This window comes from Bradyrhizobium sp. Crot121 (assembly GCF_059512385.1).
Genome location: NZ_JCAMOR010000015.1, coordinates 41,488 through 64,096, shown reverse-complemented (window position 1 = coordinate 64,096; position 22,609 = coordinate 41,488). Strand labels below are relative to the sequence as shown.

Here is a 22,609-nt window from a genome sequence, read left to right as displayed (position 1 = left end):
CATGGCAAGTGACATTCTGATTGTCGACGATGAAGCAGACATTCGCGACCTCGTTGCCGGCATCCTCGAAGACGAAGGCTTTTCCTCGCGCACCGCGCGCGACAGCGATTCGGCGCTGGCGGAGATCGCCAACCGTCGCCCGCATCTGGTCTTCCTCGACATCTGGCTGCAGGGCTCCAAGCTCGACGGGCTGCAGCTCCTGGAGCAGATCAAGAAGGACAATGCCGACCTGCCGGTGGTGATGATCTCCGGCCACGGCAACATCGAGACCGCGGTCGCCGCGATCAAGCGCGGCGCCTATGACTTCATCGAAAAGCCGTTCAAGTCGGACCGGCTGATCCTGGTCGCCAACCGGGCGCTGGAGAATTCGCGTCTCAAGCGCGAAGTGAAAGAACTCAAGCAACAGGCTCCAACTGCAAGCGTTTTGACCGGCCGCTCCGCCTGCATGAACCAGTTACGCCAGACCATCGAGCGCGCCGCCAAGGCCAACAGCCGCATCCTGATCGTGGGGCCGGCAGGCTCCGGCAAGGAGCTGGTGGCGCGTACGCTGCACCAGGCATCGAGCCGCGCCGACGGCCCGTTCGTCGTCATCAACGCGGCCGCGATCACGCCCGAGCGAATGGAGGTCGAGCTGTTCGGCGTTGAGGCTTCCAATGGTGAGCAGCCGCGCAAGCCGGGCGCCCTGGAAGAGGCGCATGGCGGCACGCTGTTCATCGACGAGATCGCCGATATGCCGCGCGAAACCCAGAACAAGATCTTGCGCGTGCTGGTCGACCAGACGTTTCAACGCTCCGGCGGCACCGCAAAGGTCCATGTCGACGTCCGGATCATCTCCTCCACGGCGCGCAACCTGGAGGAGGAGATCGCGGCCGGCCACTTCCGCGAGGATCTCTACCATCGCCTGTCGGTGGTGCCGATCCGGGTGCCGCCGCTGTCGGAGCGTCGCGAGGATATTCCCGAACTGATCGACTATTTCATGGACCAGATCTCGGCGGCGACCGGCCTGCCGAAGCGGCAGATCGGCCAGGACGCGATGGCGGTGCTGCAGTCCCATGTCTGGCCCGGCAACGTCCGCCAGCTCCGCAACAATGTCGAGCGGGTGATGATTCTGGCCGGCGGCGGCCCGGAGGCGATCATCACCGCGGACATGCTGCCGCAGGACGTCGGCTCGATGGTGCCGGCGATGCCGACCAGCAGCAATGGCGAGCACATCATGGGATTACCGCTGCGCGAGGCGCGAGAGGTATTCGAGCGCGACTATCTGATCGCCCAGATCAGCCGGTTTTCCGGCAATATCTCGCGCACGGCGGAGTTCGTCGGGATGGAGCGCTCCGCGCTCCATCGCAAGCTCAAGGCCTTGGGGGTCGGCTGAGCCAACCGGTCGCAGATCCATGCAATTGACTGGGAATGATCGCTTTTTTCCCCATGCTTTTGCGGCAATTGCCGATTCTTGTTCATGGGTGGCGCGTCAACCGGCTTGCCTAATGGGCGGGCCTGCCCTCTAATCCTACCGCCGAGCCTGTCAGAGGGGGAACTCAGGATAGGCCGGCAACCGGGGAAAGGCTCCGTCAGAGGGCTCCAACCGGTTCCAACATTCCAATAAGAAGAACCACAAGACGGCGGGACAACAAAAATGGCGGCAGACCGCGCTCAAAATCTACAAGACACCTTCCTAAATCATGTTCGTAAGACCAAGACGCCACTGACGATCTTTCTGGTGAATGGCGTTAAACTGCAGGGCATTGTCACCTGGTTTGACAATTTCTGCCTTTTACTCCGGCGCGACGGTCATTCGCAGCTTGTCTACAAGCACGCGATCTCGACCATCATGCCGGGCGCACCGATCCAGTTGTTTGAAGGCGGTGAAGATACACAGGGGTGAGAGTGAACTGATTGGAGCCCCGTAATCGTGAAGGGGCCGCCGACCGGCCACGGTCGGCGGAGGGAGTTGAGACGGGCCGGGTGATTGTCGTCGGCCCGTACATGCGCATGCGCCGCGGCGAGGCCGAGGCGCAAACGGAGGCCTCTGTCCGCGATTTCGAGGGCCGGATCGAGGAAGCGGCCGGGCTTGCCCGCGCCATCGACCTCACGGTGATCGACAGCGTGATTGCCCCGGTCAGCCAGATCAGGCCGGCGACCTATCTCGGCAAGGGCAAGGTCGAGGAGATCACCGGCCTCGTCGCCGGGCACAATATCGAGCTCGTAGTGATGGATTGCGCGCTGTCGCCGATCCAGCAGCGCAACCTTGAGAAGGCCTGGAACACCAAGGTGCTCGACCGCACCGGCCTGATCCTGGAGATATTTGGCCGCCGCGCCAAGACCAGGGAAGGCGCGCTGCAGGTCGAGCTCGCGCATCTCAATTACCAGCGCAGCCGGCTGGTGCGGTCATGGACCCATCTGGAGCGTCAGCGCGGCGGCTTCGGCTTCATGGGCGGCCCCGGCGAAACCCAGATCGAGGCCGACCGGCGACTGATCAGCGAGCGCATCACCAAGCTCGAAAGCGAGCTGAAGAAGGTTCAGGCGACGCGGCGATTGCACCGCGCCGGCCGCCAGCGTGTGCCGTACCGCGTGGTGGCGCTGGTTGGCTACACCAATGCGGGCAAGTCGACGCTGTTCAACCGGCTGACCCGTGCCGATGTCCAGGCCGCCGATATGCTGTTCGCGACGCTCGATCCGACGCTCCGTGCGCTGCATCTGCCGCATGGTGGCAAGGCGATGCTGTCTGATACCGTCGGCTTCATCTCCAACCTGCCGACGCAGCTCGTCGCGGCATTCCGCGCCACGCTGGAAGAGGTGCTGGAAGCCGATCTCATCCTCCACGTCCGCGACATCTCGCATGACGATGCCGAGGCCCAGGAGCGCGACGTCGAGGCGGTGCTGCGCCAGCTCGGGATCGATCCCGATGCCGACGGCGGCCAGCGCATCATCGAAGTCTGGAACAAGATCGACTGCTTCGATCCCGAGGAGCGCGCGAATTTGCGCAACATCGCCGCCCGCCGTCCGCCGGAGCGGCCGGCCTTCCTGGTCTCCGCCTGGAGCGGGGAGGGCGTCGACGAACTGCTCGCCGCGATCGAGGATCGGCTGGCGGCAAAGCGCATGACGCTGGACCTGTCGATCGATGCCTCCGACGGCGCCGGCATTAGCTGGCTGCACCGCAATTCCGAAGTGCTTGACAAGAAGCTGCATGACGGCCGCTTTGATATGACCGTGCGCGTCGACGAGACGAAGCGCGATATCGTCGTGTCACGCTTCGATGCCGTGCCGCATGTGATGTGAGCGGAAGCCCCGTAGCCCGGATGGAGCGCAGCGCAATCCGGGACCGGTCGAGCCAAACGCAAGAACCCCGGATTTCGCTTACGCTCCATCCGGGCTACGGGCACCTTTCGCTTCGTTCCACAGCGCATCCATCTCTTCGAGAGATGCGTCTTGCAGCGAACGCCCTTTCGCCTCTAGCGCGCGCTCGATATAGGCGAAGCGGCGCTCGAATTTGGCGTTGGTGCCGCGGAGTGCGGTTTCCGGATCGGCGCCGACGTGCCGCGCGAGATTGACCACCGCGAATAGGAGGTCGCCGGTTTCTTCCGCCAGTTCATCGGCATCGGCCCCGTCGAGTGCGGCCTCGATCTCGTCGGCTTCCTCACGGATCTTCTTCAACACCGCGCGCGGATCGTTCCAGTCAAAGCCGACGGTCGAGGCCTTGCGCTGCAGCTCCATCGCGCGCGTGAGGGCAGGCTGGCCGGCCTTGATGCCGGCAAGCAACGATTTGTGCCCGGCCTCTTCCGGCGGCCGGCGCGCTGCACGCTCGGCCTTCTCCTCGGCCTTGATGCGATCCCAGACTTCCTTGACGTGGGAGGGGGCGAGATTGCCGTCCTTGTCGGCGAACACGTGCGGATGCCGCCGGATCATCTTCCTGGTGATCGCCTCCACAACGTCGCCGAACGCAAAGGCGTTCTGCTCCTCCGCCATTTGGGCGTGGAACACGACCTGCAACAGCAGATCGCCGAGTTCTTCCCTGAGATCGTCGAGATCGCCGCGGGTGATGGCATCCACCACCTCATGGGCTTCCTCGATCGTGTAAGGGGCGATGGTCGCAAAGTTCTGCTCGAGGTCCCAAGGGCAGCCGGTCACCGGCGTGCGCAAGGCGGCCATGATCTCGATGAGGCGTGAAATGTCGCGGGAAGGGGTCATGCGGCCACCAGAATTCTGCTTGTCCCGCTTTATGCCGTAAGCGACCGGCCGATCCCAGCGGAACACGCTGAAATATGCCGATTTCCACCGGTTGGCCGCCATCGCTGGCGGTGCTAAAGCGCGCGCCATGAGCGAAGATTTGTCGTCCGAAATCGCGCTGGTGCTGTTCTCCGGCGGGCAGGATTCCACCACCTGCCTTGCCTGGGCGCTCAAGCATTTTGCGCGCGCCGAAATGCTCGGTTTTGGCTATGGGCAGCGCCACGCGATCGAACTCGAATGCCGGGAGGGGCTGATCTCCGGCATCAAGGCGCTGCGGCCGGACTGGGCTTCAAAGCTGGGCGAGAGTCACACGCTGGAAATCCCGACGCTCGCCGAAATTTCCGACACCGCGCTAACACGTGACGTCGCGATCGCGATGGGCGCGGACGGCTTGCCCAATACTTTCGTGCCCGGCCGCAACCTCGTATTCCTCACCTTCGCAGCCGCGCTGGCCTACCGCCGCGGCATCCGCCACATCATCGGTGGCATGTGCGAGACTGACTATTCCGGTTATCCCGATTGCCGCAACGAGACCATCAAGGCACTGCAGTCGGCGCTCAGCCTCGGCATGGCCAAGGATTTCGAACTGCACACGCCGCTGATGTGGCTGAGCAAGGCCGAAACCTGGAATCTCGCTCATGAACTCGGCGGCACCGGCCTGGTCGACCTGATCCGCGAGCATTCCCATACCTGCTATCTCGGCGACCGCGGCGCGCCGCACGACTGGGGCTACGGCTGCGGCGAATGCCCGGCGTGTACGCTGCGGGAGAGGGGATGGCGGGAGTATGCGGCCGCCCAACGCTAGCCCGCAAAATCCTCCGGCCGCAGTTCGATCGGCTTGCCGTGTGGGGTGCGGTCGGCGGCGTGATCCCAGGCGTCGCGGTAGCGGTGGAGGGTGGCGGCAGTGGCGACGCCTTTTTCGGCGACGAGATATTCCAGCGTCGCGAGCCAGTGGCGATAATAAGTCTCGCCGGTGTCGGGATCGCCTTCCGCCTGTGCGCGCTTGATCTGGTCGGCGAGGGCTGCGGCCCATTCGTTCCAGGTGAACAAGCCGCGCTCGTGCAGCGTTAGCGCCATCGCAAAGGCCTGCGCTTCCCAGGGTTCGCGGAACACCGGGCCTTCATCGTCGCGCGGGATGCTCGGGACGGCGGCGGTGGCGCGCGCGGCTGCGGCGCTGTCCATCAGGCACGCTCCAGATATGGCTCGAAGGCGTCGACCGAAATCTTGACGGTCGGATCGGACTCCGGGCCCCACAATTCGGTCCCGTCGAACACCACGGTGTAGAGCCACTGCGGGTTCTCGCCGGCTTCCATTGCGGCGGAGTCCGGAAACACGTGACAGCCATGGTCGCGCTCGACCACGCCGACATGGCCGCGCACATAGCGGGGCAGCCGCGTGTGCGTGAGGGGGTGGATGTTCTTCGCGCGCACCCTGTCGCCTGCCTTGAACTTTGCGGGCGCCGGCGCCGCGCGGCCGAACTTGCCGCGTACCATCACGCGCTCGACGTCATCGAGCTCGAATTTGCCATGCTTGAGCGGCTTTGGCGGCTGCGCGGCATGGCCCGTGTCGACGTCCTCCTTTGCGATGAACCCCTTGTCCAGCAAAAGGTCCTCGAGCCCGAGCAGCCACTTCTTATAATAGGAACTGGCAAGATAGACGTGCGGCGGCAAGGCTTCGCGATAATAGCGCGAGGTGTCGATGTTGAAGGCGCCGGCCGCGCCCATCGCGCGCACCATCGCCATCACCCGCGCTTCCCATGCGGCATGGAACATCGGCTCGTTCGGCTCGGGCTCGACCTTGCCGAACCCGTCCATGCCGCCCATGTCGTGCACGCCGTTCATGATGGCGCTCCCGGCCACTTCGGGAACCCGGTGCCGATCATGGAATCGCGTGTCACGAGGTCCGCAAGCTGCGCCTCGCTCCAGCCCTCGGTGCCTTCGGGCCGCATCGGCAGCACCAGGAAGCGCGTCTCGGCGGTCGAGTCCCACACCCGGATTTCGGTCTCCTTCGGCAGCGTCACGCCGAAATCGGCGAGCACGCCGCGCGGGTCTTTCACCGCGCGCGAACGGTAGGGCGCGGCCTTGTACCAGACCGGCGGCAGGCCGAGCATTTCCCAGGGGTAGCAGGAGCACAAAGTGCACACGACCATGTTGTGGCGCTGCGGCGTGTTCTCGACCACGACGAGATGGTCGCCCACGCGGCTGACATGGCCGAGCGTGCCGACGGCCTTGCTGCCGTCCTCCAGCAGCGCCTGCTTGAACGACGGATCTGTCCAGGCTTTGGCGACGACCCGCGCACCGTTGTGCGGGCCGATCCGGGTCTCATAGGCCTGAATGATGGCGTCGAGCGCGGCCGGCTCGACATAGCCCTTCTCGGTCAAGATCGTTTCGAGCGCGCGCACGCGCAGCTCGGTCTCGGACAGTTCCGAATGGTCGTGGTCGTGATGATGATCGCTCATGGCGGCGAGGATAGGCGAAGAATCCGGGGGATGTCGAGGCATAGAGTCTGCTAGCATTTCGACCATGACAGGGAGGCAATCGTGGCGGAATACGTAAAAATCGAAAAAGGCCTAGGCCCTGAAGGCCGGATCGCGGTCGTCCGCTTCGATCGCGGGGACGGCATCAATGCGCTGTCGCCAGAAGCGCTGCGCCAGCTCACCGATGCGGCCCGCAGCTTCGAGGATGACGGCGCGACATCAGTTGTCGTGCTCACCGGCGGCGCAAAATCCTTCAGCGCCGGCTTCGATCTCAAGGACGCCGAAGGCCGTTCGCGTCGCACCATGGACATCGGCACGCTGCGCCGCCATCTGAAACTGGGGCCGCGGCTGACGCGGGCCTGGCAGGACATGGAACAGGTCACGATCGGCGCAATCGAGGGCTTTTGCATCGGCGGTGGCGTGGCGCTGGCGGTTGCGCTCGACTTCCGCGTCATGGCGCGCGATGCCCATATGCGCGTGCCCGAGATCGGGCTCGGCATGAACATGAGCTGGCAGAGCGTGCCGCGCATGCTGCATCTGATGGGACCGGCACGGACCAAGCAGGCCGTGATCCTCGCCGACGACCGCATCTCCGCCGCGGAGGCCTATGAATGGGGATTGGTGGAGCAGGTGGCCGAACCCGGCAAGGCGCTTGAGGCGGCCATGACGCTTGCGACAAAGATCGCGGCGCAGCCGCCGATCTCGGTCGCCATGACAAAGCTCACGGTCAACCGCCTCGCGCACGCGCTCGATGATCTGGCTAGCCATATGGATGTCGATCAGTTCGCGCTGGCAAGCGTGACCGAGGATCACAAAGAGGGCGTGGCGGCATTCCTGGAACGGCGGAAACCGCGGTTCAGGGGGCGATAGCGCTTCGGGCTACTTTCGCGCTGCCGTCGTAGCATGCGCGTCAGCGGCCATTTCGAGGCAGGTCTGGAGCTCGACATAGCTCGGCGTGCCGTCGATGCTGGACTCGCTGATGCATGCCGCCTTGTCCTTCGCCGTGAACTTGCTCCACTGCCCAGCCACTTGCGTCCGCGCCTGCTCTTCGGCCTTCGTGCAGGACGCCAGGGTCTCTCCGATCCCTACCGTCTCAGCCGTCTCTGCTTTGCAGATTTTGGCGATGTCAAATTTCGGCACCGCGTCCGCCGCGCGCACATCGTGTGATGCTGCAATTGAAGCGGCCGCGCCGAGCGCGGCAAAAATGATGAATTTGCGCATGTTCGACCTCCGGTCGTATCAATCATCATTAGACAAGCTCGTTCGATGTTGACGAAGATCAAGCCGGCGGCCGAGCACGTGAACGTGATCGTTATGACTAGTTCGAGGCCGAGCTGAGCGTGGACCGGAAACGCAGCAGCGACAGCACCAGGAACAGCGAGGCGATGCCGGCGACGGCAAGGAATTGCGGCCACACCACATCGAGCCCGGCGCCGCGATAGAGGATCGCCTGCGCGAAGGACACGAAGTGGGTCGAGGGCGACGCCTGCATCACTGTCGCAAGCCAGGGCGGCATGCTCTCCAGCGGCGTGGCGCCGCCGGACAGGACGTTCATGGGAACGGCGACCAGCATGTAGAGCAGGCCGAGCTGCGGCATCGACCGCGCAACAGTGCCCAGGAACAGCCCGATCGCGGTCGCGAAGAACAGATAGAGGATCGCTCCAAACATGAAGAGCGGGATCGAGCCGGCAATCGGGATCTGCAGCAGCAAGCGGACCACCAGATAGAGCGACAGGCCGACCGCGACCGCAATGACGAACCCGTTGGCCCAGATTTTCGACATCGCGATCTCGAACGGGCTCAGCGGCATCACCAGGAGATGGTCCATCGTGCCATGCTCACGCTCGCGTACCAACGCTGCACCGGCGAGGATGATCGCGAGCATGGTGACGCTCGAGATGATGCCCATGACGCTGGAGAACCAGGCCGTCATCACGTTGGGATTGAACGCGATCCTGGCCGCCAGGTTGACTGGCGATTCCGGCACGCGTTCCACCTGCGACACGAACTGAGCAATCTCGGTATTGATGATCTGTTGCGCGTAGCCCGATCCCAGGCCGGCCTGGATCATCGCGGTGGCGTCGACATTGATCTGCAGTCCGGGCTGGCGACCCGCCAAGATGTCGCGTTGGAAGTTGGGGGGAATATCGATGACGAAAGTGTATTTGCCGGTATCCATCAGATGTTCGATATCGGCTTGCGCGATCGCCACCGGCTCCTTGAAATAGGGCATCAGGAACGCATGCGTGATCCGGCGGGACAATTCCGAATGGTCTTCGTCGACCAGCCCGATCGAGGCATGAAACACTTCCTGTGAATTGCTTTGCGCCTGGCTAATGACGGCAAGCGAGAATGAGTAGATCACGAACCCGAGCAGCACCCAGTCGCTGAAAAAGCTGCGCAGCTCCTTGGTGCCGAGCCAGACGATGTTGGAGAGGGAGCGCATCGTCTCAGCGCTCCTGCTTGGGGAGCAGCATCATGCTCAGCGCGGTCAGCACGGGGACGAAGACGAGCAGCATGAGGATGCTCGAACCGAGATCGGCAAGGCCCAGGCCCTTGGTGAAGGCGCCGACGCTGATCGGGCGGTAATAGCTCATCGGAAAGCAAAGGCCGATAAGCTGCGCCGAACCGGAAAGCGAAGAGACGGGCGTCATCATGCCCGAGAACTGCTGGGCTGGCAGGATGGTGAGGATCGCGGTGCCGAACAGCGCGGCGATCTGGGTCGTGCAGAAGGTCGAGATCAGCATGCCGTAGCCGGTCGTCGTGAAGACGTAGATGACCGTGCCGGCCAGCAGCGCCACAAAGCTGCCCTTCAGCGGCACGTTGAAGATGAAGACCGCCATCGCGAACATGATAATGAAATTGATCAGCGCGACGGCGACGTAAGGAAGCTGTTTGCCGACGAGGAATTCCAGCCGCGTCACCGGCGTAACGTAAAGGTTGGTGATCGAGCCGAGCTCCTTCTCGCGAACGACCGCAAGCGCCATCAGGATGGCCGGGAACAGCGCGAGCATCATCGCGAGGGTCGACGGCACCATGGCGTAGATGCTGTCAAAATCCTGGTTGTACTTGAACCGGACCTCGATATTGGCGGGCAGGGGAGACGCCGCCTGCGTCGTGTTCAGCACGGGATCGCTCAGATAGAGCTGGTGCATCCCCTGCAGGTAACCCCGAATGGTTGCGGCGCGGAACGGCATGGCGCCGTCGATCCACGCGGAGACATAGGCGGGCCGCCCGCGCTTGATGTCGAGGCCGAAGTTTGGCGGAATCTCGACGCTGGCCGAGATGTCGCCGTTCTTCAGGCGACGATCGAGATCGGCATAGTCGGTCAGCGGAGGCTTTTCGAGGAAATAGGGCGATCCTCTCAGCTCCGACAGATAGGCACGGCTTTCGGGCGTTTGGTCGCGATCGAGCACGGCAAAGCTGAGATTGTTGACGTCGGCCGAAATGCCGAAGCCGAATACGATCATCAGGAGCGCGGTGCCGAACAGGGCGAACATCAGCCGGATACGATCGCGCATCAGCTCGAGGCCCTCGCGTATCGTATAGGCGAACAGCCGCCGAAAGCTGAAAAAGGAGCGTCTGCTTTCGCGGCCGGCGGTCTTGTCCGGTTCGGCTTGCGGCTGCTCGAGAGTCACGGTGGATGCCGTGCCCGGCGTTTCCCGTTCGAGGAAGCTGATGAACGCATCCTCCAGGCTCTTGGCGTTTCTCGCCTTGATCAATCCGGCCGGCGTGTCGGAGGCAAGCACGCGTCCTTCGTGCATCAGCGACAGCCGATCACAGCGCGCCGCCTCGTTCATGAAATGCGTCGAGACGAAAATGGTCATCCCTTGATTGCGCGACAGGTCGATCAGAAGCTGCCAGAACTGGTCGCGCGCCAACGGGTCGACGCCGGAGGTCGGCTCGTCCAGGATCAAGAGGTCCGGCTTATGGACGACGGCGACCGCAAGCGACAACCGCTGCCTGATTCCGAGCGGGAGCGAAGAGGCGAGGTCATCGAGATAGTCGGCGAGGTCGCATTTCTCGATCAGCTCCGCGATGCGTGCCTCCGCAAACGCCAGAGACAGGTGAAACAGCCGCGCGTGCAGGACAAGGTTCTGGCGAACCGTGAGTTCCCCGTAGAGGGAGAAGGATTGCGACATGTAGCCGACGCGGCGGCGTGCTTCGAGGTCGCCGGCGCGCAGCACTTCGCCGAAGATCAGCGCCTCGCCCTCGGACGGCGGCAGCAGCCCGGTGAGCATCTTCATCGTGGTCGACTTGCCCGATCCGTTCGAGCCCACGAAGCCGAAGATTTCGCCGCGGCGGATCGTGAAATTCACGCGGTCGACGGCTGTGAAGTCGCCGAACCGGCATGTCAGGTCCTTGGCAACAATGACGGGCTCGGCGTGACCGTCGAGCGGTGGACCGATCGGCTTTTCGTTGCCGGCACGCTGTCGCTGCGGGAGCAGGGCAACGAAGGCGTCTTCGATCGAGTCGGTGCCGGTTTGCTGTTTGAGGTCGGACGGCGAGCCGGTCGCGAGAATCTTTCCCTCGTTCATCGCCATCAGCCAGTCGAAACGCTCGGCCTCTTCCATATAGGCGGTTGCGACGAGCACGCTCATTTTCGCCGTGCGATCCCTGATACGGTCGACGAGATCCCAGAACTGGCGGCGCGACAGCGGGTCGACGCCGGTCGTGGGCTCGTCCAGGATCAGGAGATCGGGATCATGGATCAGCGAGCAGCACAGCCCGAGCTTTTGCCGCATGCCACCCGACAGCTTGCTTGCTGGCCGGTCGGCGAACGGCGCAAGCCCGGTACTTTCCAGGAGCTCATTGATGCGCCACTCGCGCTCCTTGCGCGACTGCTCGAACAGCCGCGCGAAGAACTCGACATTCTCCTTAACGCTCAGGTCGGGATAGAGATTCTTGCCCAGCCCTTGCGGCATGTAGGCGATGCGCGGACAGATCAGGGCGCGCTCGGCGGCCTTGGAGATGTCGGTGCCGAGCACGGCGACCGCACCCTCCTGGATCTTCCGCGCACCGGCGAGGATCGCGAGCAGGGAGGATTTGCCGACGCCGTCGGGTCCGATCAAGCCGACCAGGCGTCCGGCAGGAATGTCGGCCGATATGCAGTCGAGCGCCGTCACCGAACCGTAGCGATGGGAGAGGGCTCGAACGACGGCGACCGGATCGTCGCTGCCGTTCATGGTGCAGCCTGCAGCGTCGTCGGCCATGCAACCGCGGAATCCCAGCGGACATAGGCGACACCGGGAAGGCCACTTCTGACCGCGTCCGCATGCGCAAGCAGGCGTTCCGGGTCGATGCGGACCCGAATGCGGAACATCAGCTTGTCGCGCTCGGTCTTGGTCTCGACCGTCTTCGGCGTGAACTGCGCCCGGCTCGCGACGAACGAGACCTTCGCCGGGATCGAATGATCGGGGTAGGCGTCGAGAACGATACGTGCGTCAGCGCCGACCTTCACCTTGCCGGCTTCCGTCGTCGGCAAATAGAGGTCCATGTAGACATAGGTCAGATCCAGCATCGTGAAGACCTTGCCGCCGGCCGCGAGGACTTCGCCGATATTGGAAAGGCGGTACTGGATCCGGCCCGCCTTCGGCGCCACCAGAGTGTTGTCGGCGATCTGCACCCTGTAGAGACCGGCATCGTGCTGGGCGGCCTCCAGCGCATGTTGGGATTCGAGCACCCTTGCCTGCGCCGCAGCGAGCGCGCCGGTGGCCGCGTCGAGCTGCTGCTTGCGCTGGTCCAGCAATTCCTTGGTCGCCCAGCCGTTCTTATGGAGGTATTCCGTCCGTTGGTTTTCCTGCTCGGCGAGGGTCTTCTGCGCCTGCTGCTGGGTCAGCACGGCCTCGGCTTCCTCGATGGCGCGCTGCGCCTGCCGGCCCTGCGCAACCGACTTAGAAAGCGATTGCTCGAGATCGCGGGTATCCATCCGCGCCACGATCTGTCCGGGCGCAACCATGTCGCCGATATCGGCGAGTAGCTCGTACACGCGTCCGGCATATTTGGTGCTGATGTCGATTTCATCGGCTTCGATACGGCCGTTGCCGACGCTGATGCCGACAGGCAGCGGCGGATGCATTTGCTTCCAGATGTAATAGCCGCCGCCACCGGCGCCGAGCGCAGCGAGGAGGAGCGCCACCGTGATCCGCAAACCGCGCCGTTTGCCGCTTGGGCGGACCGGCACAGGCAGATGCGAGGCGGGCGCAGGCGCGGGCGAATGAGACGCATCGCCGGCTTGCGCGCCTCCTTTGATGTCTTCGATTTGATCTTGCATCGGTCAGTGCCTTTGGTTGCAGAGCTTGTCTGCAATCTTGCACCGCCGCATCCGCGGGCTGTTGACGTAACGCAAATTCTGCCGAACGCCGGTCCCGTGAGCCGTGTTCCAAGTAGGTTCCGAGCGACCGGCACATCAATGCGCGCGACAAAGTTGATTTCGCTCAACCCGCACCGCCGCGAATGCCCCATGCTCTGTCCAATTGCGCAGCGAGACGGCGCGCTCGCTTTCTGATCACCGAGGACAGGTCCATGGCCGACAAGAAGAACGTGGTTACCACCGAACCCGGGATCGGTACCCCAAAAAGTCTCCAGACCAAAAAACAGCAGGCAGAGGAGGGAAGCAGGGTCCTCGATTGTCTGGAAGACGACGAAGTTCGAGAAGCGCTGGACCTCCTCCATGAGCGCGACGAGAGAACGCCTCCCTGGCAAGATTGAAGCGGGGACGGTTGCGGGTGACGTCAGTTAGAATTGGTGATCGGCTGCTCCCGGCGTTCAACCCGGTGCGATTGATCCACGTCAATCGCTGTCGTCTTGCTGCGCGCTACGTGTTTTCAACAATTCGCTGGGGAGTTTTCCGTGCCGCTGAGAACGATAGCCGTCTTCTTCGATCCGTCGCCTGCCGGCGAGGCGCGTGCCGACTATGCCGTCAAACTCGCATTCCGTCACCGCGCCCATCTGGTCGGGATCTTCGTGGTGCCATTCGGCTGGGACGGCAATCCGTCCGAATCCTTCGTCCGAGGGCAGGCCGCGGTTCGCGAACTCATTCAGCGCCATACGGCAAGCGAACTGGCTGCGACAAAGGCCGCGAGCCAAAGCTTCGCGACTGTCTCCACCCGCGAGGACATCAGTTGCGAGTTTCGTTGCATCCCTCCCGGTGAAGCCAATGAGGCGTCCGCCCTGAACGCGCTGCATTCCGATCTGGTGATCGTCGGCAGTCCACGGTCAGGCGGCCTGCCGCAGGAGTGGTCGGCGGAATCCCTGCTGCTCGCCACTGGTGTACCCGTCCTCCTGTTGCCCGAGCATTGGAGTGGGACCGCGGCGGAGCACATCGTGGTCGCCTGGAATGCCAGCCGTGAGGCACGCCGTGCCATCAAGGATGCTCTTCCGCTGCTTGCAGCCGCGCAGTCGGTGACTGTTCTCCTGGTGGATTCGCACAAGAATGCCCGGCATGGCGAAGAGCCCGGCGCCGATGTCGGACTGTATTTGTCTCGCCATGGCGTAAAGGTGACCGTCGAGCGGATCCACTCCAACGGCGCTTCGGTCGCCGATGCCATCCTTGGTTTTGCCGGGCGCCACACCCGCGACCTGATCGTGGTCGGTGCTTACAGCCACGCGCGAGCGAGCCAGATGATCTTCGGCGGCGTGACCCGCGCCCTGTTGCGGGACGCGACCGTTCCATTGTTGATCGCGCATTGAGAGACCCGGCGGGCTACCGCTGAAAATCGCTCATGCGGCTTCTCAGCCAGGCGAGAAAGCTGCGCGCCTTTTTCGGCAGGGGGCGGTTTTTCGGCCAGACCGCATAGTGCGCCAACGGGCGTTCGAGCGGTTGTTCGAACAGCGTCACGAGCGAGCCGTCGCGCAATTCGTTGCGGAGGAGGTGGAGCTGTCCTATCGCCACGCCGACCCCTTCGGTCGCGGCCTGATAGGTCAGCACCGAGCTCGGAAACGAGATGCCTGCGTCATTCAAGAGATCGAGACGATTGCAGGCCATCAGCCAGTCCGCCCAGTCTGTCCGCCGATAATGCGAATGCAGCATCGGCACCCGCTTCAGGTCGTCGATCGAATGCAGGTTCGCCTTGCGCCGCAAGGTGGGGCTGCAAACCGGCTGCAGAAGGTCGCGGAACAGCAGCTCGCTTTCAACGCCCGGCCATTTGCCGCCGCCGAACTGGATTGCGAGGTCGACCTTCTCCTTCTCGAAATCGACCGGCGCCACCGCATTGCTGATGCTGAGCCTAATGCCGGGATAGGCGGCGTAGAATGAAGGCAAACGCTCAATCAGCCATTTTGCCGCGAAGGTCGTGTAGACCCGCAGTCGCAACGGCTCCGATTTTCCGCTCGCGACCAGCCGCTGCGTGACTGTTTCGATAACGCGAAACGCCGGCGAAATCTGACGCTGCAGCTCCTCGCCCTCCGGCGTCAGCCTGATGCCGAGCTTGTCGCGCTCAAACAGCCGAAAGCCGAAAAAATTCTCCAGCGTCTGGATCTGGCGGCTCACGGCAGGTTGCGACACGCGCAAATCTTCCGCCGCCCGGGTGAAACTTTGCAGGCGGGCCGTTACTTCAAACACGTGCAGCGGATTGAGCGGCGGGAGCATTTGTGGCCATAACAAAATATCATGACCTTATAATCTATGTTCAGTTGCCGGGCAATGCTTTGGCTGGAAAACAGGCGTCAGTATCGTTCTTCCTGGCCCGGTGCAGATGGATTTCAGTCTCTCAGAAGAGCAGCAGATGTTCGCGGACTCGGTGCGCCGTTTTGCCGAGGGCAATCTTACCGAGGGCGCGCTTGCCCGCGCGCATGACCCGCGGTTTCCGTTCGATGTGGCGCGGCTGCTGGCGGATCAGGGGCTGCTCGGCATCGCCTTTGACCCGGCAGACGGCGGTCAGGGTGGAACGCTCTTGGATTCCGTGATCGCGATCGAACAGATTGCCTCCGTCTGTCCCCGCAGCGCCGATGTGGTACAGGCCGGCAATTTCGGGCCGATCCGCACCTTCGTGGAATATGCCAGCGCCGAGCAGAAGGCCCGCTATCTGCCCGACCTGCTCGGAGGCCGGGCCGTTATCAGCCTCGGCATGAGCGAGCCGGACGCAGGTTCCGCCGCGACCGAGATGAGGACCGCCGCAAAGGCCGATGGCGATCACTATGTGATCGACGGTAGCAAGGTGTTCGGAACCCACAGCCCGGATGCCAACCTGTTCCTGGTCTACCTGCGCTTCGGGCCAGGCGTCGGAGGCATCGGCTCAGTGCTGGTGGAGCGTGGAACGCCGGGTTTCACGGTCGGCAAGGCGTCCTCGTTCATGAGCGGAGAAGAGTGGAGCCCGCTGTATTTCGAGAACTGCCGGGTTCACAAGAGCAACGTTCTGCTCGGCCCCGGCGGCTTCAAGAAGCAGATATCGGGCTTCAACGTTGAACGGCTGGGCAATTCGTCGCGCTCGCTCGCGCTTGGCCGCTATGCCTTCAATCTGGCGCGGGAACACGCGCTGGTGCGCCGCCAGTTCGGACGGCTGTTGTGCGAATTCCAGGGCCTGCAGTGGAAGTTTGCGGACATGGCGACCAAGCTCGATTCCGCGCAATTGCTGCTCTACCGCGCTGCCAGCGTCAAGGAAGGCTTGCCCTCGGCGTACCACACCGCCATGGCGAAGCTGGCTTGCAATCAGGCGGGTTTCGATGCCGCCAACGAGGCGGTGCAGATCATGGGTGGTCTCGGCTACAGCACGGAAGGGCTGGCGGAGTACTGTATGCGGCGCACGCGCGGCTGGATGATCGCCGGCGGCTCGATCGAGATCCTCAAGAACCGGATTGCCGAAGACGTCTTCGAGCGCCGTTTCGATCAGCGCGGCGTCCAGGTTCGGGCGGCCGAGTAGGGCCATGGCGGACACCGGCTTCGTTCAACCGCTGCTCGCGCCCAGAAGCATCGCGCTGATCGGCGCCTCCGACGACAGCACCAAGACGTCGTCGCGGCCGCTGCGCTATCTGAGGCAGGCCGGATACGAAGGCACGATCTATCCTATCAATCCTCGTCGCGCGCAGATCGCGGGCGAGCAGGCATGGCCGTCATTGTCGGCGCTGCCCGCCGTCCCGGACCACGCCTTCATCCTGACGCCGACGGAGCAGGCCCTGGAGGCGGTCGAGGAATGCGCGCGCCTGGGTGTGCCCGTGGCGACGATCCTGGCGACAGGCTTTTCCGAAGATCGCAATGCGGGACCTGCGCGGGTCGCGCGCCTCAAATCGCTGTGCAGGGATTCGCGGCTGCGCATCCTGGGGCCGTCGAGCCTTGGCGCCATCAACCTGCACCACCGCACGATCCTCACAGCCAACGCCGCGTTTGCGGAGCCGGATCTTCCGGTTGGCGGCACCTTCGTCGCCTCCCACAGCGGCAGCATGCTTGGCGGATTGATATCGCGCGGCAAGGCACGCGGCGTAGGCTTTGCGGGCCTGGTGTCGGTCGGCAACGAAAGCGACCTCAGTCTCGGCGAGATATGCGCGGCGACGCTCGATGATCCCAAGATCACCAGCTACATGCTGTTTCTCGAAAGCCTGCGGCACGCCGACGATCTCAGAGAATTCGCGCTCGGCGCGGCGGCGCGCGGCAAGCCGATCGCAGCCTACAAGCTCGGGCGTTCGCCAGTGGCGGCGGAATTGGCGCTGTCGCATACCGGCGCGCTCGCCGGCGAGGATGACGTCGCCGACGCTTTCCTGGCCGATTGCGGCATCGCGCGGGTCGAGAATTTCGAAACCCTGCTCGAAGTGTTGCCGTTGCTCGAACGCGTTGCCCTCGGCGCAACCACGGGCCGAAGCCCTCGGGTCGGCATCCTCACCACCACCGGTGGCGGCGCGGCGATGGTGGTGGACGGTCTGGCGGGCAGGGGAATTGAGGTCGTCACACCTTCGAAAGAGACCTTCGCCGCCATTGGCGCTGCGGGCGTCGCCGTGCAGCACGAGCGGATCGTCGATCTGACGCTTGCCGGAACGCGCTATGACGTCATGAAAGCTTCGCTTGAGGCGATGCTGGCGGCACCTGAATTCGACATGGTGGTCGCGGTCACGGGATCTTCGGCGCGGTTTCAGCCCGAGCTCGCGGTAAGGCCCGTGATCGACAGCGCGGCATCCGGAAAGCCGCTTGCCGCATTCCTGGTGCCGGATGCGCCGGACGCATTACGTCTGCTTGGGCAAGCCGATGTGCCGAACTTCAGGACTCCGGAAGCCTGCGCCGACGCGATCGCGGCAGCCTACAAGAGGCGCAGGCCGCGCCCGGCGCCGCCGGCCGCTCCACTCTCGTCCGGCACGCGACAGCTCGACGAACTCGAAGCCTATGTGCTGCTCGCAGGCCTCGGAATAGACCATGCGCCGAGCGTGTCGCTTCCGGCTGACGGATCGAAGCTGGATCTGCCGTTCTCCTATCCCGTCGCGGTCAAGGCGCTCTCCGCAGAGATCGCACACAAGACGAATGTCGGCGGCGTCGCGCTCAACGTGACCAACGCGGAGGAGCTCAAGGCCGCGATCCTGCGCATCGCCGCCTCTGTGGCCGCGAACTGCCCCGGGATTGCGCTGCGCCATGTCCTCGTCCAGCCCATGACCTCGGGTCTCGGCGAGGTCTTGCTCGGGTATCGGCGTGACCCGGACGCAGGGCCGATCGTGCTGCTCGCAGCCGGCGGCATTTACACGGAGATCTATCGCGATCGCAGCATTCGCCTTGCGCCGGTCGACCTCGCTGGCGCGCGCGAGATGATCGAGGAGCTGAGCATCTCCCGCATCTTCCAGGGCTTTCGCAACCGGCCGGTCGGTGATCTGGAGGCACTGGCCCGCGCTATTGTCGCATTCTCGAAACTTGCCGAATATAGCGAGCGCGGCGTGATCGACGCAGAAATCAATCCCCTCATCGTCCGTCCAAAAGGAGAGGGTGTCCTCGCGATCGACGCGCTGGTGCAGCTCGCACAACAGGGAGATCGTGATGATTGAGCAATTGAAAGAGCGTGTAAACGCCGACGCCGGCCTGGTTCGCCGCGGCCGTTTCCTCTCGACCAACTTCCTGCTCGAGGTCGGCTCGACGCAGTGGCTGATAAACATTGTGGAGGGACGAGTCTCGTCCGTGGCGCGGGGCCCCTTCGTGATGCCCTCCTGGTCGTTCGCACTGCGTGCGCCGCAGGAGGAGTGGGCAAAATTCTGGCAGGCCGACCCGCAGCCCGGTTCGCATGATCTGATGGCGCTGATCAAGCGCCGCGTCCTGAAGGCCGAGGGAAACCTCCAGGTCTTCATGGCGAACCTTCGTTACTTCAAGGAAAGCCTCGCCAAGCTGCGGGCGGGAGTTGCAGCATGAGCGCGAGCTTTGAACCGATCGTCGGCCGCTACATGAATCTTCAACTGCTGGGCCGGCCGCACCGCCTTTATGTCGAGGAGGCCGGGCAGGGCGTGCCGCTATTGTGCCTGCACACGGCCGGTTCGGATGGCCGGCAATATCGGGCGCTGATGAATCACCGGGACATCATTGCCCGTCATCGGGTGATCGCTTTCGATATGCCCTGGCACGGGAAGTCGTCACCGCCCGCGGGCTGGCACGACGAGGAATATCAGCTCACTTCGCAGCAATACACCACGATGATCCTCGAGATCATGCAGGCGCTCGAGCTGGACAAGCCCATCGTGATGGGATGCTCGATCGGCGGACGCATCGTGCTGCATCTGGCGCTGGAGCACCCCGATCGCTTCCGCGCGATTATCGGTCTGCAGGCGGGTGCTCACGTTGACCCCTACTATGATCTCAACTTCCTGCACCGGCCCGATGTGCATGGCGGCGAAGTGTGCGCGGCGATCGTCTCCGGCCTGGTCGGACCGAAGGCGCCGGTCAAGGAGCGCTGGGAAACGCTGTGGCATTACATGCAGGGCGGTCCCGGTGTCTTCAAGGGCGACCTGCATTTCTACAAGATTGACGGCGACATCCGCCAGCGCGTCGCGCAGATCGATACATCGCGTTGTCCATTGTTCCTGCTTTCCGGCGAATACGACTATTCGTGTACGCCCGAGGAAACGATGGCTGTTGCTGCAAGCGCGAAGGGTGCCCAAGCCACCATCATGAAAGGCCTCGGCCATTTTCCGATGAGCGAGGACCCTCAGGCGTTCATTGGTTACCTGCTGCCGGTGCTCGAGGAGATCAGCCGGACGGCCGGCAAAGGGTAATTGCAATTTTCAATTAAAGGGGAGGACAAGGGCAAATGAATCTTCGTTCCATCGTGCTGGCTGTGTCGGCTGCTCTGGCGGCCACGCCGGCTGCGGCCGAGATTTCGGGCGGCGTCGTGAAAATCGGCGTGCTCACGGACATGTCGGGTCCGTACGCCGACAATGTCGGCGCAGGTGCGGTGCTTGCCGCGAAAATGGCGGTTGAGGATTTCGGCGGCAAGGTCGCCGGCGTTCCGATCGAGGTCCTGTCTGCCGATCATCAGAACAAGGCGGACATCGGCCTTGGCATTGCACGGCGCTGGTACGACACCGAGGGAGTCGACACCATTACCGAGGTCGTGTCCTCGGCGGTCGCGCTCGCTGTTCAGCAGCTCTCGCGCGACAAGAACAAGGTCCTGCTGGCGACCGGCCCCGGGACGCCCGACCTCACGGGCAAGGCCTGCTCACCGGTCGGCATCCATTGGGCGTATGACAACTACGCACTTGCCAATGTCGCGACCGCACCGCTGGTGCATAGGGGGCTGAAGAGCTGGTACTTCCTGACCGCAGATTACAGTTTCGGGCATGCCTTGGAAGCGGAGGCGGCCAAGGTGGTCACCGCGAACGGGGGCCAGGTGCTCGGGTCGGCCCGAGCCCCGCTCAATACGTCCGACTTCTCCTCGTACCTGCTGCAGGCGCAAGCATCGAAGGCCCAGGTGGTCGGCCTCGCAAATGCGGGAGCAGACATGATGAACTCGCTCAAGCAGGCCAATGAGTTCGGTCTGACCGATGGCGGCCAGAATATCGCGGCCTTGCTCGTGAACCTTCCCGACATTCACGCCCTCGGTCTCAACAGCGCCAAGGGCCTGATGTTTGCCGACAGCTTCTATTGGGACCTCAACGACAAGACCCGCGCATGGAGCAAGCGCTTCATGGAGCGCTTCAATGGCAAGGCGCCCGGCAGCCTTCAGGCCGCCGTCTACGGTGCCGTGACGCATTACCTCAAGGCAGTGGAGGCAACCAAGAGCGATGAAGGAACGGTCGTCGCACAACAGATGCGCAAGACGCCCATCAACGATTTCTACACGGTGAACGGCACCATCCGCGAGGATGGCCGTGTGCTGCGCGACATGTACCTTCTGCAGGTGAAGCAACCGTCGGATTCGAAGTATCCGTGGGACTACTACAAGGTCCTCGCCACCGTTTCGGGCGACAAGGCGTTTCGTTCCTTGAAGGACGGTAACTGCCCGCTGCTCACGGAGAAATGAGGTCACTCCCGGTCAACACGCAAGCACGAGAGCGTCCGTATGGCAGTGGACTATCCTGAACTGAGGCTGTTCGTCGGCGGCCGATGGATCGGCCTTGACGCGCGAAAGGGTGAGCCGGTCTACAATCCGGCGACGGGAGGTGTCCTCGCCGAGCTCCCGCATGCGACCGAGGCCGATCTGGACGAAGCCTTGGTTGCCGCGGCCGCAGGTTTCGAGCGGTGGCGGCGCACGTCTCCGGTCGAGCGGGCGCGGGTGCTGCAGCACGCGTCGGCCCTGATGCTCGAGCGGCGGGACCAGATCGCGACGCTGATCACGCTGGAACTCGGCAAACCGATCGCCGAAGCAAAGGCCGAAGTCGAGCAGGCCGCGGGAATCTTCAGCTGGAATGCAGAGGAGGGGCGACGCGCCTACGGGCGGGTCATTCCGCCGCGAACGCGAGGGGCCATGCAGTTCGCTTTGCGCGAACCGATCGGTCCCATCGCCGCTTTCGCATCCTGGAATGCGCCGGCAATTACGCCGTCGCGGAAGATCAGCGGCGCGCTCGCCGCTGGTTGCTCCGTGATCATCAAGGCGTCGGAAGAAACGCCGGCGACCGCACTTGCCATTGCCGCACTGCTGCAGGAGAGCGGTCTGCCGGATGGGGTGCTGAACGTCGTGTTTGGCAATCCCGCGGAGATATCGGCGAAGCTGATCGGCTCTCCGATCATTCGCGGCATCACCTTCACGGGCTCGACCTCGGTCGGGAAACAGCTCGCATCGCTGGCGGTGCAGGGCATGAAGCGAATGACCCTGGAACTCGGCGGTCACGCACCCGTGGTGATTTTCGAAGACGTCGATCCGGAGGCTGTGGCACTCTCTGCGGTGACGGCGAAATACCGGAATGCGGGGCAGGTGTGCACGTCACCCACGCGGTTCTACGTGCATCGCGCGATCCACGATCGCTTTGTCGCGCGCTTCGCCGAGCTCGCAAGAGCCATCAAGGTTGGAAACGGCCTCGATCCGGCGACGAGAATGGGCCCGCTGGCCAATGCCCGCCGGTTGGAGGCGATGGACCGTTTCCTGGATGATGCCCGCTCGCGACAGATCGCGGTTCCGGTCGGCGGCAAGCGGATCGGAGGCGAGGGCTGCTTCTACAGCCCGACCTTGATCGCGAAGGTCGATGAGGATTGCCTGGTCTCGAACGTGGAGCCGTTCGGCCCGATCGCCGCGACAACTGCGTTCGATACGGCGGAAGACGCCATCCGTCTCTGCAACCGGCTTCCGTTCGGACTTGCGTCTTATGTGATGACCAACGACATGCGCAATGCCGGCGCCGTGATCGACGGCATCGAAGCCGGCAACGTCGTCGTGAACCACTGGCAGGCATCGCTACCGGAGACGCCGTTCGGGGGCTACAAGGACAGCGGCGTCGGCTCGGAAGGCGGGGTCGAAGGACTGCAGGCCTTTCAGAACATCAAATATGTGAGTGAGCATAGGCCTCCGTCATAGCGGC

General features: G+C 63.6%; 22 protein-coding genes. 13 read left to right on the top strand and 9 right to left on the bottom strand.

All coding sequences use genetic code 11. The features are described from left to right. Position 1 precedes the first annotated feature (1 nt). From ntrX to hflX, 3 genes are all read left to right on the top strand, one after another. On the top strand, positions 2-1,372 hold the full coding sequence (ntrX, locus tag AC5ZGW_RS15845) for a nitrogen assimilation response regulator NtrX (RefSeq protein ID WP_130223414.1): 1,371 nt from the start codon (positions 2-4) through the stop codon (positions 1,370-1,372). A 261-nt stretch (positions 1,373-1,633) separates the two neighbouring features. Next, entirely contained in the window at positions 1,634-1,882 is a 249-nt protein-coding gene (hfq, locus tag AC5ZGW_RS15840) for an RNA chaperone Hfq (RefSeq protein WP_027578348.1), read from the top strand. An 11-nt stretch (positions 1,883-1,893) separates the two neighbouring features. After that, on the top strand, positions 1,894-3,276 hold the full coding sequence (gene hflX, locus AC5ZGW_RS15835) for a GTPase HflX (RefSeq protein WP_130223412.1): 1,383 nt from the start codon (positions 1,894-1,896) through the stop codon (positions 3,274-3,276). Positions 3,277-3,354: 78 nt separating this feature from the next. Here hflX and mazG read toward each other — a convergent pair whose 3' ends face one another. Continuing rightward, entirely contained in the window at positions 3,355-4,185 is an 831-nt protein-coding gene (gene mazG, locus AC5ZGW_RS15830; RefSeq protein ID WP_130223540.1) for a nucleoside triphosphate pyrophosphohydrolase, read from the bottom strand. A gap of 127 nt (positions 4,186-4,312) precedes the next feature. Here mazG and queC point away from each other — a divergent pair, with 127 nt between their 5' ends. Continuing rightward, positions 4,313-5,029, top strand: a complete 717-nt coding sequence (gene queC, locus AC5ZGW_RS15825) for a 7-cyano-7-deazaguanine synthase QueC (RefSeq protein WP_496113933.1) — start codon at positions 4,313-4,315, stop codon at positions 5,027-5,029. Here queC and AC5ZGW_RS15820 read toward each other — a convergent pair. From AC5ZGW_RS15820 to nthA, 3 genes are read right to left on the bottom strand one after another with little or no spacing between them, the layout of a single operon-like run. Continuing rightward, positions 5,026-5,406 (bottom strand): nitrile hydratase accessory protein, encoded by a 381-nt coding sequence (locus AC5ZGW_RS15820; protein WP_165435058.1) that lies wholly within the window; start codon positions 5,404-5,406, stop codon positions 5,026-5,028. The two genes, queC and AC5ZGW_RS15820, sit on opposite strands and share 4 nt — an antisense overlap. Continuing rightward, a complete protein-coding gene (nthB, locus tag AC5ZGW_RS15815; protein WP_130223410.1) occupies positions 5,406-6,065 on the bottom strand; it encodes a nitrile hydratase subunit beta in 660 nt (219 codons plus the stop codon). Before nthB ends, AC5ZGW_RS15820 begins: the two co-directional genes overlap by 1 nt. After that, entirely contained in the window at positions 6,062-6,682 is a 621-nt protein-coding gene (nthA, locus tag AC5ZGW_RS15810; protein WP_130223536.1) for a nitrile hydratase subunit alpha, read from the bottom strand. Before nthA ends, nthB begins: the two co-directional genes overlap by 4 nt. 81 nt (positions 6,683-6,763) lie before the next feature. On the opposite strand from nthA, the gene AC5ZGW_RS15805 reads away from it, so the two are divergent. Continuing rightward, on the top strand, positions 6,764-7,570 hold the full coding sequence (locus AC5ZGW_RS15805) for an enoyl-CoA hydratase/isomerase family protein (protein WP_130223408.1): 807 nt from the start codon (positions 6,764-6,766) through the stop codon (positions 7,568-7,570). A gap of 9 nt (positions 7,571-7,579) precedes the next feature. Here AC5ZGW_RS15805 and AC5ZGW_RS15800 read toward each other — a convergent pair whose 3' ends face one another. From AC5ZGW_RS15800 to AC5ZGW_RS15785, 4 genes are all read right to left on the bottom strand, one after another. After that, positions 7,580-7,921, bottom strand: coding sequence for a hypothetical protein (locus tag AC5ZGW_RS15800; RefSeq protein ID WP_130223406.1), 342 nt, complete (start codon positions 7,919-7,921; stop codon positions 7,580-7,582). A 97-nt stretch (positions 7,922-8,018) separates the two neighbouring features. Further along, a complete protein-coding gene (locus tag AC5ZGW_RS15795) occupies positions 8,019-9,146 on the bottom strand; it encodes an ABC transporter permease (protein ID WP_130223404.1) in 1,128 nt (375 codons plus the stop codon). A 4-nt stretch (positions 9,147-9,150) separates the two neighbouring features. After that, positions 9,151-11,886, bottom strand: a complete 2,736-nt coding sequence (gene rbbA / locus AC5ZGW_RS15790) for a ribosome-associated ATPase/putative transporter RbbA (protein ID WP_130223534.1) — start codon at positions 11,884-11,886, stop codon at positions 9,151-9,153. Further along, complete coding sequence (locus tag AC5ZGW_RS15785) at positions 11,883-12,974, bottom strand: HlyD family secretion protein (RefSeq protein ID WP_130223402.1); 1,092 nt, start codon at positions 12,972-12,974, stop codon at positions 11,883-11,885. Before AC5ZGW_RS15785 ends, rbbA begins: the two co-directional genes overlap by 4 nt. Positions 12,975-13,225: 251 nt before the next feature. Between AC5ZGW_RS15785 and AC5ZGW_RS15780 the strand changes: the two genes are divergently transcribed. Then, positions 13,226-13,411, top strand: coding sequence for a hypothetical protein (locus AC5ZGW_RS15780; RefSeq protein WP_130223400.1), 186 nt, complete (start codon positions 13,226-13,228; stop codon positions 13,409-13,411). A gap of 141 nt (positions 13,412-13,552) precedes the next feature. Beyond that, a complete protein-coding gene (locus AC5ZGW_RS15775) occupies positions 13,553-14,392 on the top strand; it encodes a universal stress protein (protein ID WP_130223398.1) in 840 nt (279 codons plus the stop codon). A 13-nt stretch (positions 14,393-14,405) separates the two neighbouring features. Here AC5ZGW_RS15775 and AC5ZGW_RS15770 read toward each other — a convergent pair whose 3' ends face one another. Beyond that, positions 14,406-15,290, bottom strand: coding sequence for a LysR substrate-binding domain-containing protein (locus tag AC5ZGW_RS15770; protein WP_035690792.1), 885 nt, complete (start codon positions 15,288-15,290; stop codon positions 14,406-14,408). 106 nt (positions 15,291-15,396) lie between these two features. Between AC5ZGW_RS15770 and AC5ZGW_RS15765 the strand changes: the two genes are divergently transcribed. The 6 genes from AC5ZGW_RS15765 to AC5ZGW_RS15740 are packed head-to-tail and all read left to right on the top strand — an operon-like array spanning position 15,397 to position 22,605. After that, positions 15,397-16,560, top strand: coding sequence for an acyl-CoA dehydrogenase family protein (locus AC5ZGW_RS15765; protein ID WP_130223396.1), 1,164 nt, complete (start codon positions 15,397-15,399; stop codon positions 16,558-16,560). Between the two features lie 4 nt (positions 16,561-16,564). After that, a complete protein-coding gene (locus AC5ZGW_RS15760; RefSeq protein WP_130223394.1) occupies positions 16,565-18,655 on the top strand; it encodes an acetate--CoA ligase family protein in 2,091 nt (696 codons plus the stop codon). Further along, positions 18,648-19,013 carry a hypothetical protein gene (locus tag AC5ZGW_RS15755; RefSeq protein WP_130223392.1) on the top strand — a complete coding sequence of 122 codons (366 nt, stop codon included), beginning with the start codon at positions 18,648-18,650 and terminating at the stop codon, positions 19,011-19,013. The genes AC5ZGW_RS15760 and AC5ZGW_RS15755 overlap by 8 nt, the downstream gene beginning before the upstream one ends. Next, complete coding sequence (locus tag AC5ZGW_RS15750; protein WP_130223390.1) at positions 19,010-19,870, top strand: alpha/beta fold hydrolase; 861 nt, start codon at positions 19,010-19,012, stop codon at positions 19,868-19,870. The genes AC5ZGW_RS15755 and AC5ZGW_RS15750 overlap by 4 nt, the downstream gene beginning before the upstream one ends. A gap of 35 nt (positions 19,871-19,905) precedes the next feature. Beyond that, the gene (locus AC5ZGW_RS15745) at positions 19,906-21,117 is read left to right on the top strand and encodes an ABC transporter substrate-binding protein (protein ID WP_130223388.1); all 1,212 of its coding nucleotides are present in this window, start codon (positions 19,906-19,908) and stop codon (positions 21,115-21,117) included. 39 nt (positions 21,118-21,156) lie between these two features. Then, positions 21,157-22,605 (top strand): NAD-dependent succinate-semialdehyde dehydrogenase, encoded by a 1,449-nt coding sequence (locus AC5ZGW_RS15740; protein ID WP_130223386.1) that lies wholly within the window; start codon positions 21,157-21,159, stop codon positions 22,603-22,605. The last annotated feature ends 4 nt before the right edge of the window (positions 22,606-22,609 follow it).

Excerpts from the sequence above, each read along its gene's own strand:
- ntrX (WP_130223414.1), top strand. The coding sequence starts at position 2 with ATGGCAAGTGACATTCTGATTGTCGACGATGAAGCAGACATTCGCGAC.
- hfq (WP_027578348.1), top strand. The coding sequence starts at position 1,634 with ATGGCGGCAGACCGCGCTCAAAATCTACAAGACACCTTCCTAAATCAT.
- mazG (WP_130223540.1), bottom strand. The coding sequence starts at position 4,185 with ATGACCCCTTCCCGCGACATTTCACGCCTCATCGAGATCATGGCCGCC.
- queC (WP_496113933.1), top strand. The coding sequence starts at position 4,313 with ATGAGCGAAGATTTGTCGTCCGAAATCGCGCTGGTGCTGTTCTCCGGC.
- AC5ZGW_RS15820 (WP_165435058.1), bottom strand. The coding sequence starts at position 5,406 with ATGGACAGCGCCGCAGCCGCGCGCGCCACCGCCGCCGTCCCGAGCATC.
- nthB (WP_130223410.1), bottom strand. The coding sequence starts at position 6,065 with ATGAACGGCGTGCACGACATGGGCGGCATGGACGGGTTCGGCAAGGTC.
- nthA (WP_130223536.1), bottom strand. The coding sequence starts at position 6,682 with ATGAGCGATCATCATCACGACCACGACCATTCGGAACTGTCCGAGACC.
- AC5ZGW_RS15800 (WP_130223406.1), bottom strand. The coding sequence starts at position 7,921 with ATGCGCAAATTCATCATTTTTGCCGCGCTCGGCGCGGCCGCTTCAATT.
- AC5ZGW_RS15795 (WP_130223404.1), bottom strand. The coding sequence starts at position 9,146 with ATGCGCTCCCTCTCCAACATCGTCTGGCTCGGCACCAAGGAGCTGCGC.
- rbbA (WP_130223534.1), bottom strand. The coding sequence starts at position 11,886 with ATGAACGGCAGCGACGATCCGGTCGCCGTCGTTCGAGCCCTCTCCCAT.
- AC5ZGW_RS15785 (WP_130223402.1), bottom strand. The coding sequence starts at position 12,974 with ATGCAAGATCAAATCGAAGACATCAAAGGAGGCGCGCAAGCCGGCGAT.
- AC5ZGW_RS15780 (WP_130223400.1), top strand. The coding sequence starts at position 13,226 with ATGGCCGACAAGAAGAACGTGGTTACCACCGAACCCGGGATCGGTACC.
- AC5ZGW_RS15770 (WP_035690792.1), bottom strand. The coding sequence starts at position 15,290 with ATGCTCCCGCCGCTCAATCCGCTGCACGTGTTTGAAGTAACGGCCCGC.
- AC5ZGW_RS15765 (WP_130223396.1), top strand. The coding sequence starts at position 15,397 with ATGGATTTCAGTCTCTCAGAAGAGCAGCAGATGTTCGCGGACTCGGTG.
- AC5ZGW_RS15760 (WP_130223394.1), top strand. The coding sequence starts at position 16,565 with ATGGCGGACACCGGCTTCGTTCAACCGCTGCTCGCGCCCAGAAGCATC.
- AC5ZGW_RS15755 (WP_130223392.1), top strand. The coding sequence starts at position 18,648 with ATGATTGAGCAATTGAAAGAGCGTGTAAACGCCGACGCCGGCCTGGTT.
- AC5ZGW_RS15750 (WP_130223390.1), top strand. The coding sequence starts at position 19,010 with ATGAGCGCGAGCTTTGAACCGATCGTCGGCCGCTACATGAATCTTCAA.
- AC5ZGW_RS15745 (WP_130223388.1), top strand. The coding sequence starts at position 19,906 with ATGAATCTTCGTTCCATCGTGCTGGCTGTGTCGGCTGCTCTGGCGGCC.
- AC5ZGW_RS15740 (WP_130223386.1), top strand. The coding sequence starts at position 21,157 with ATGGCAGTGGACTATCCTGAACTGAGGCTGTTCGTCGGCGGCCGATGG.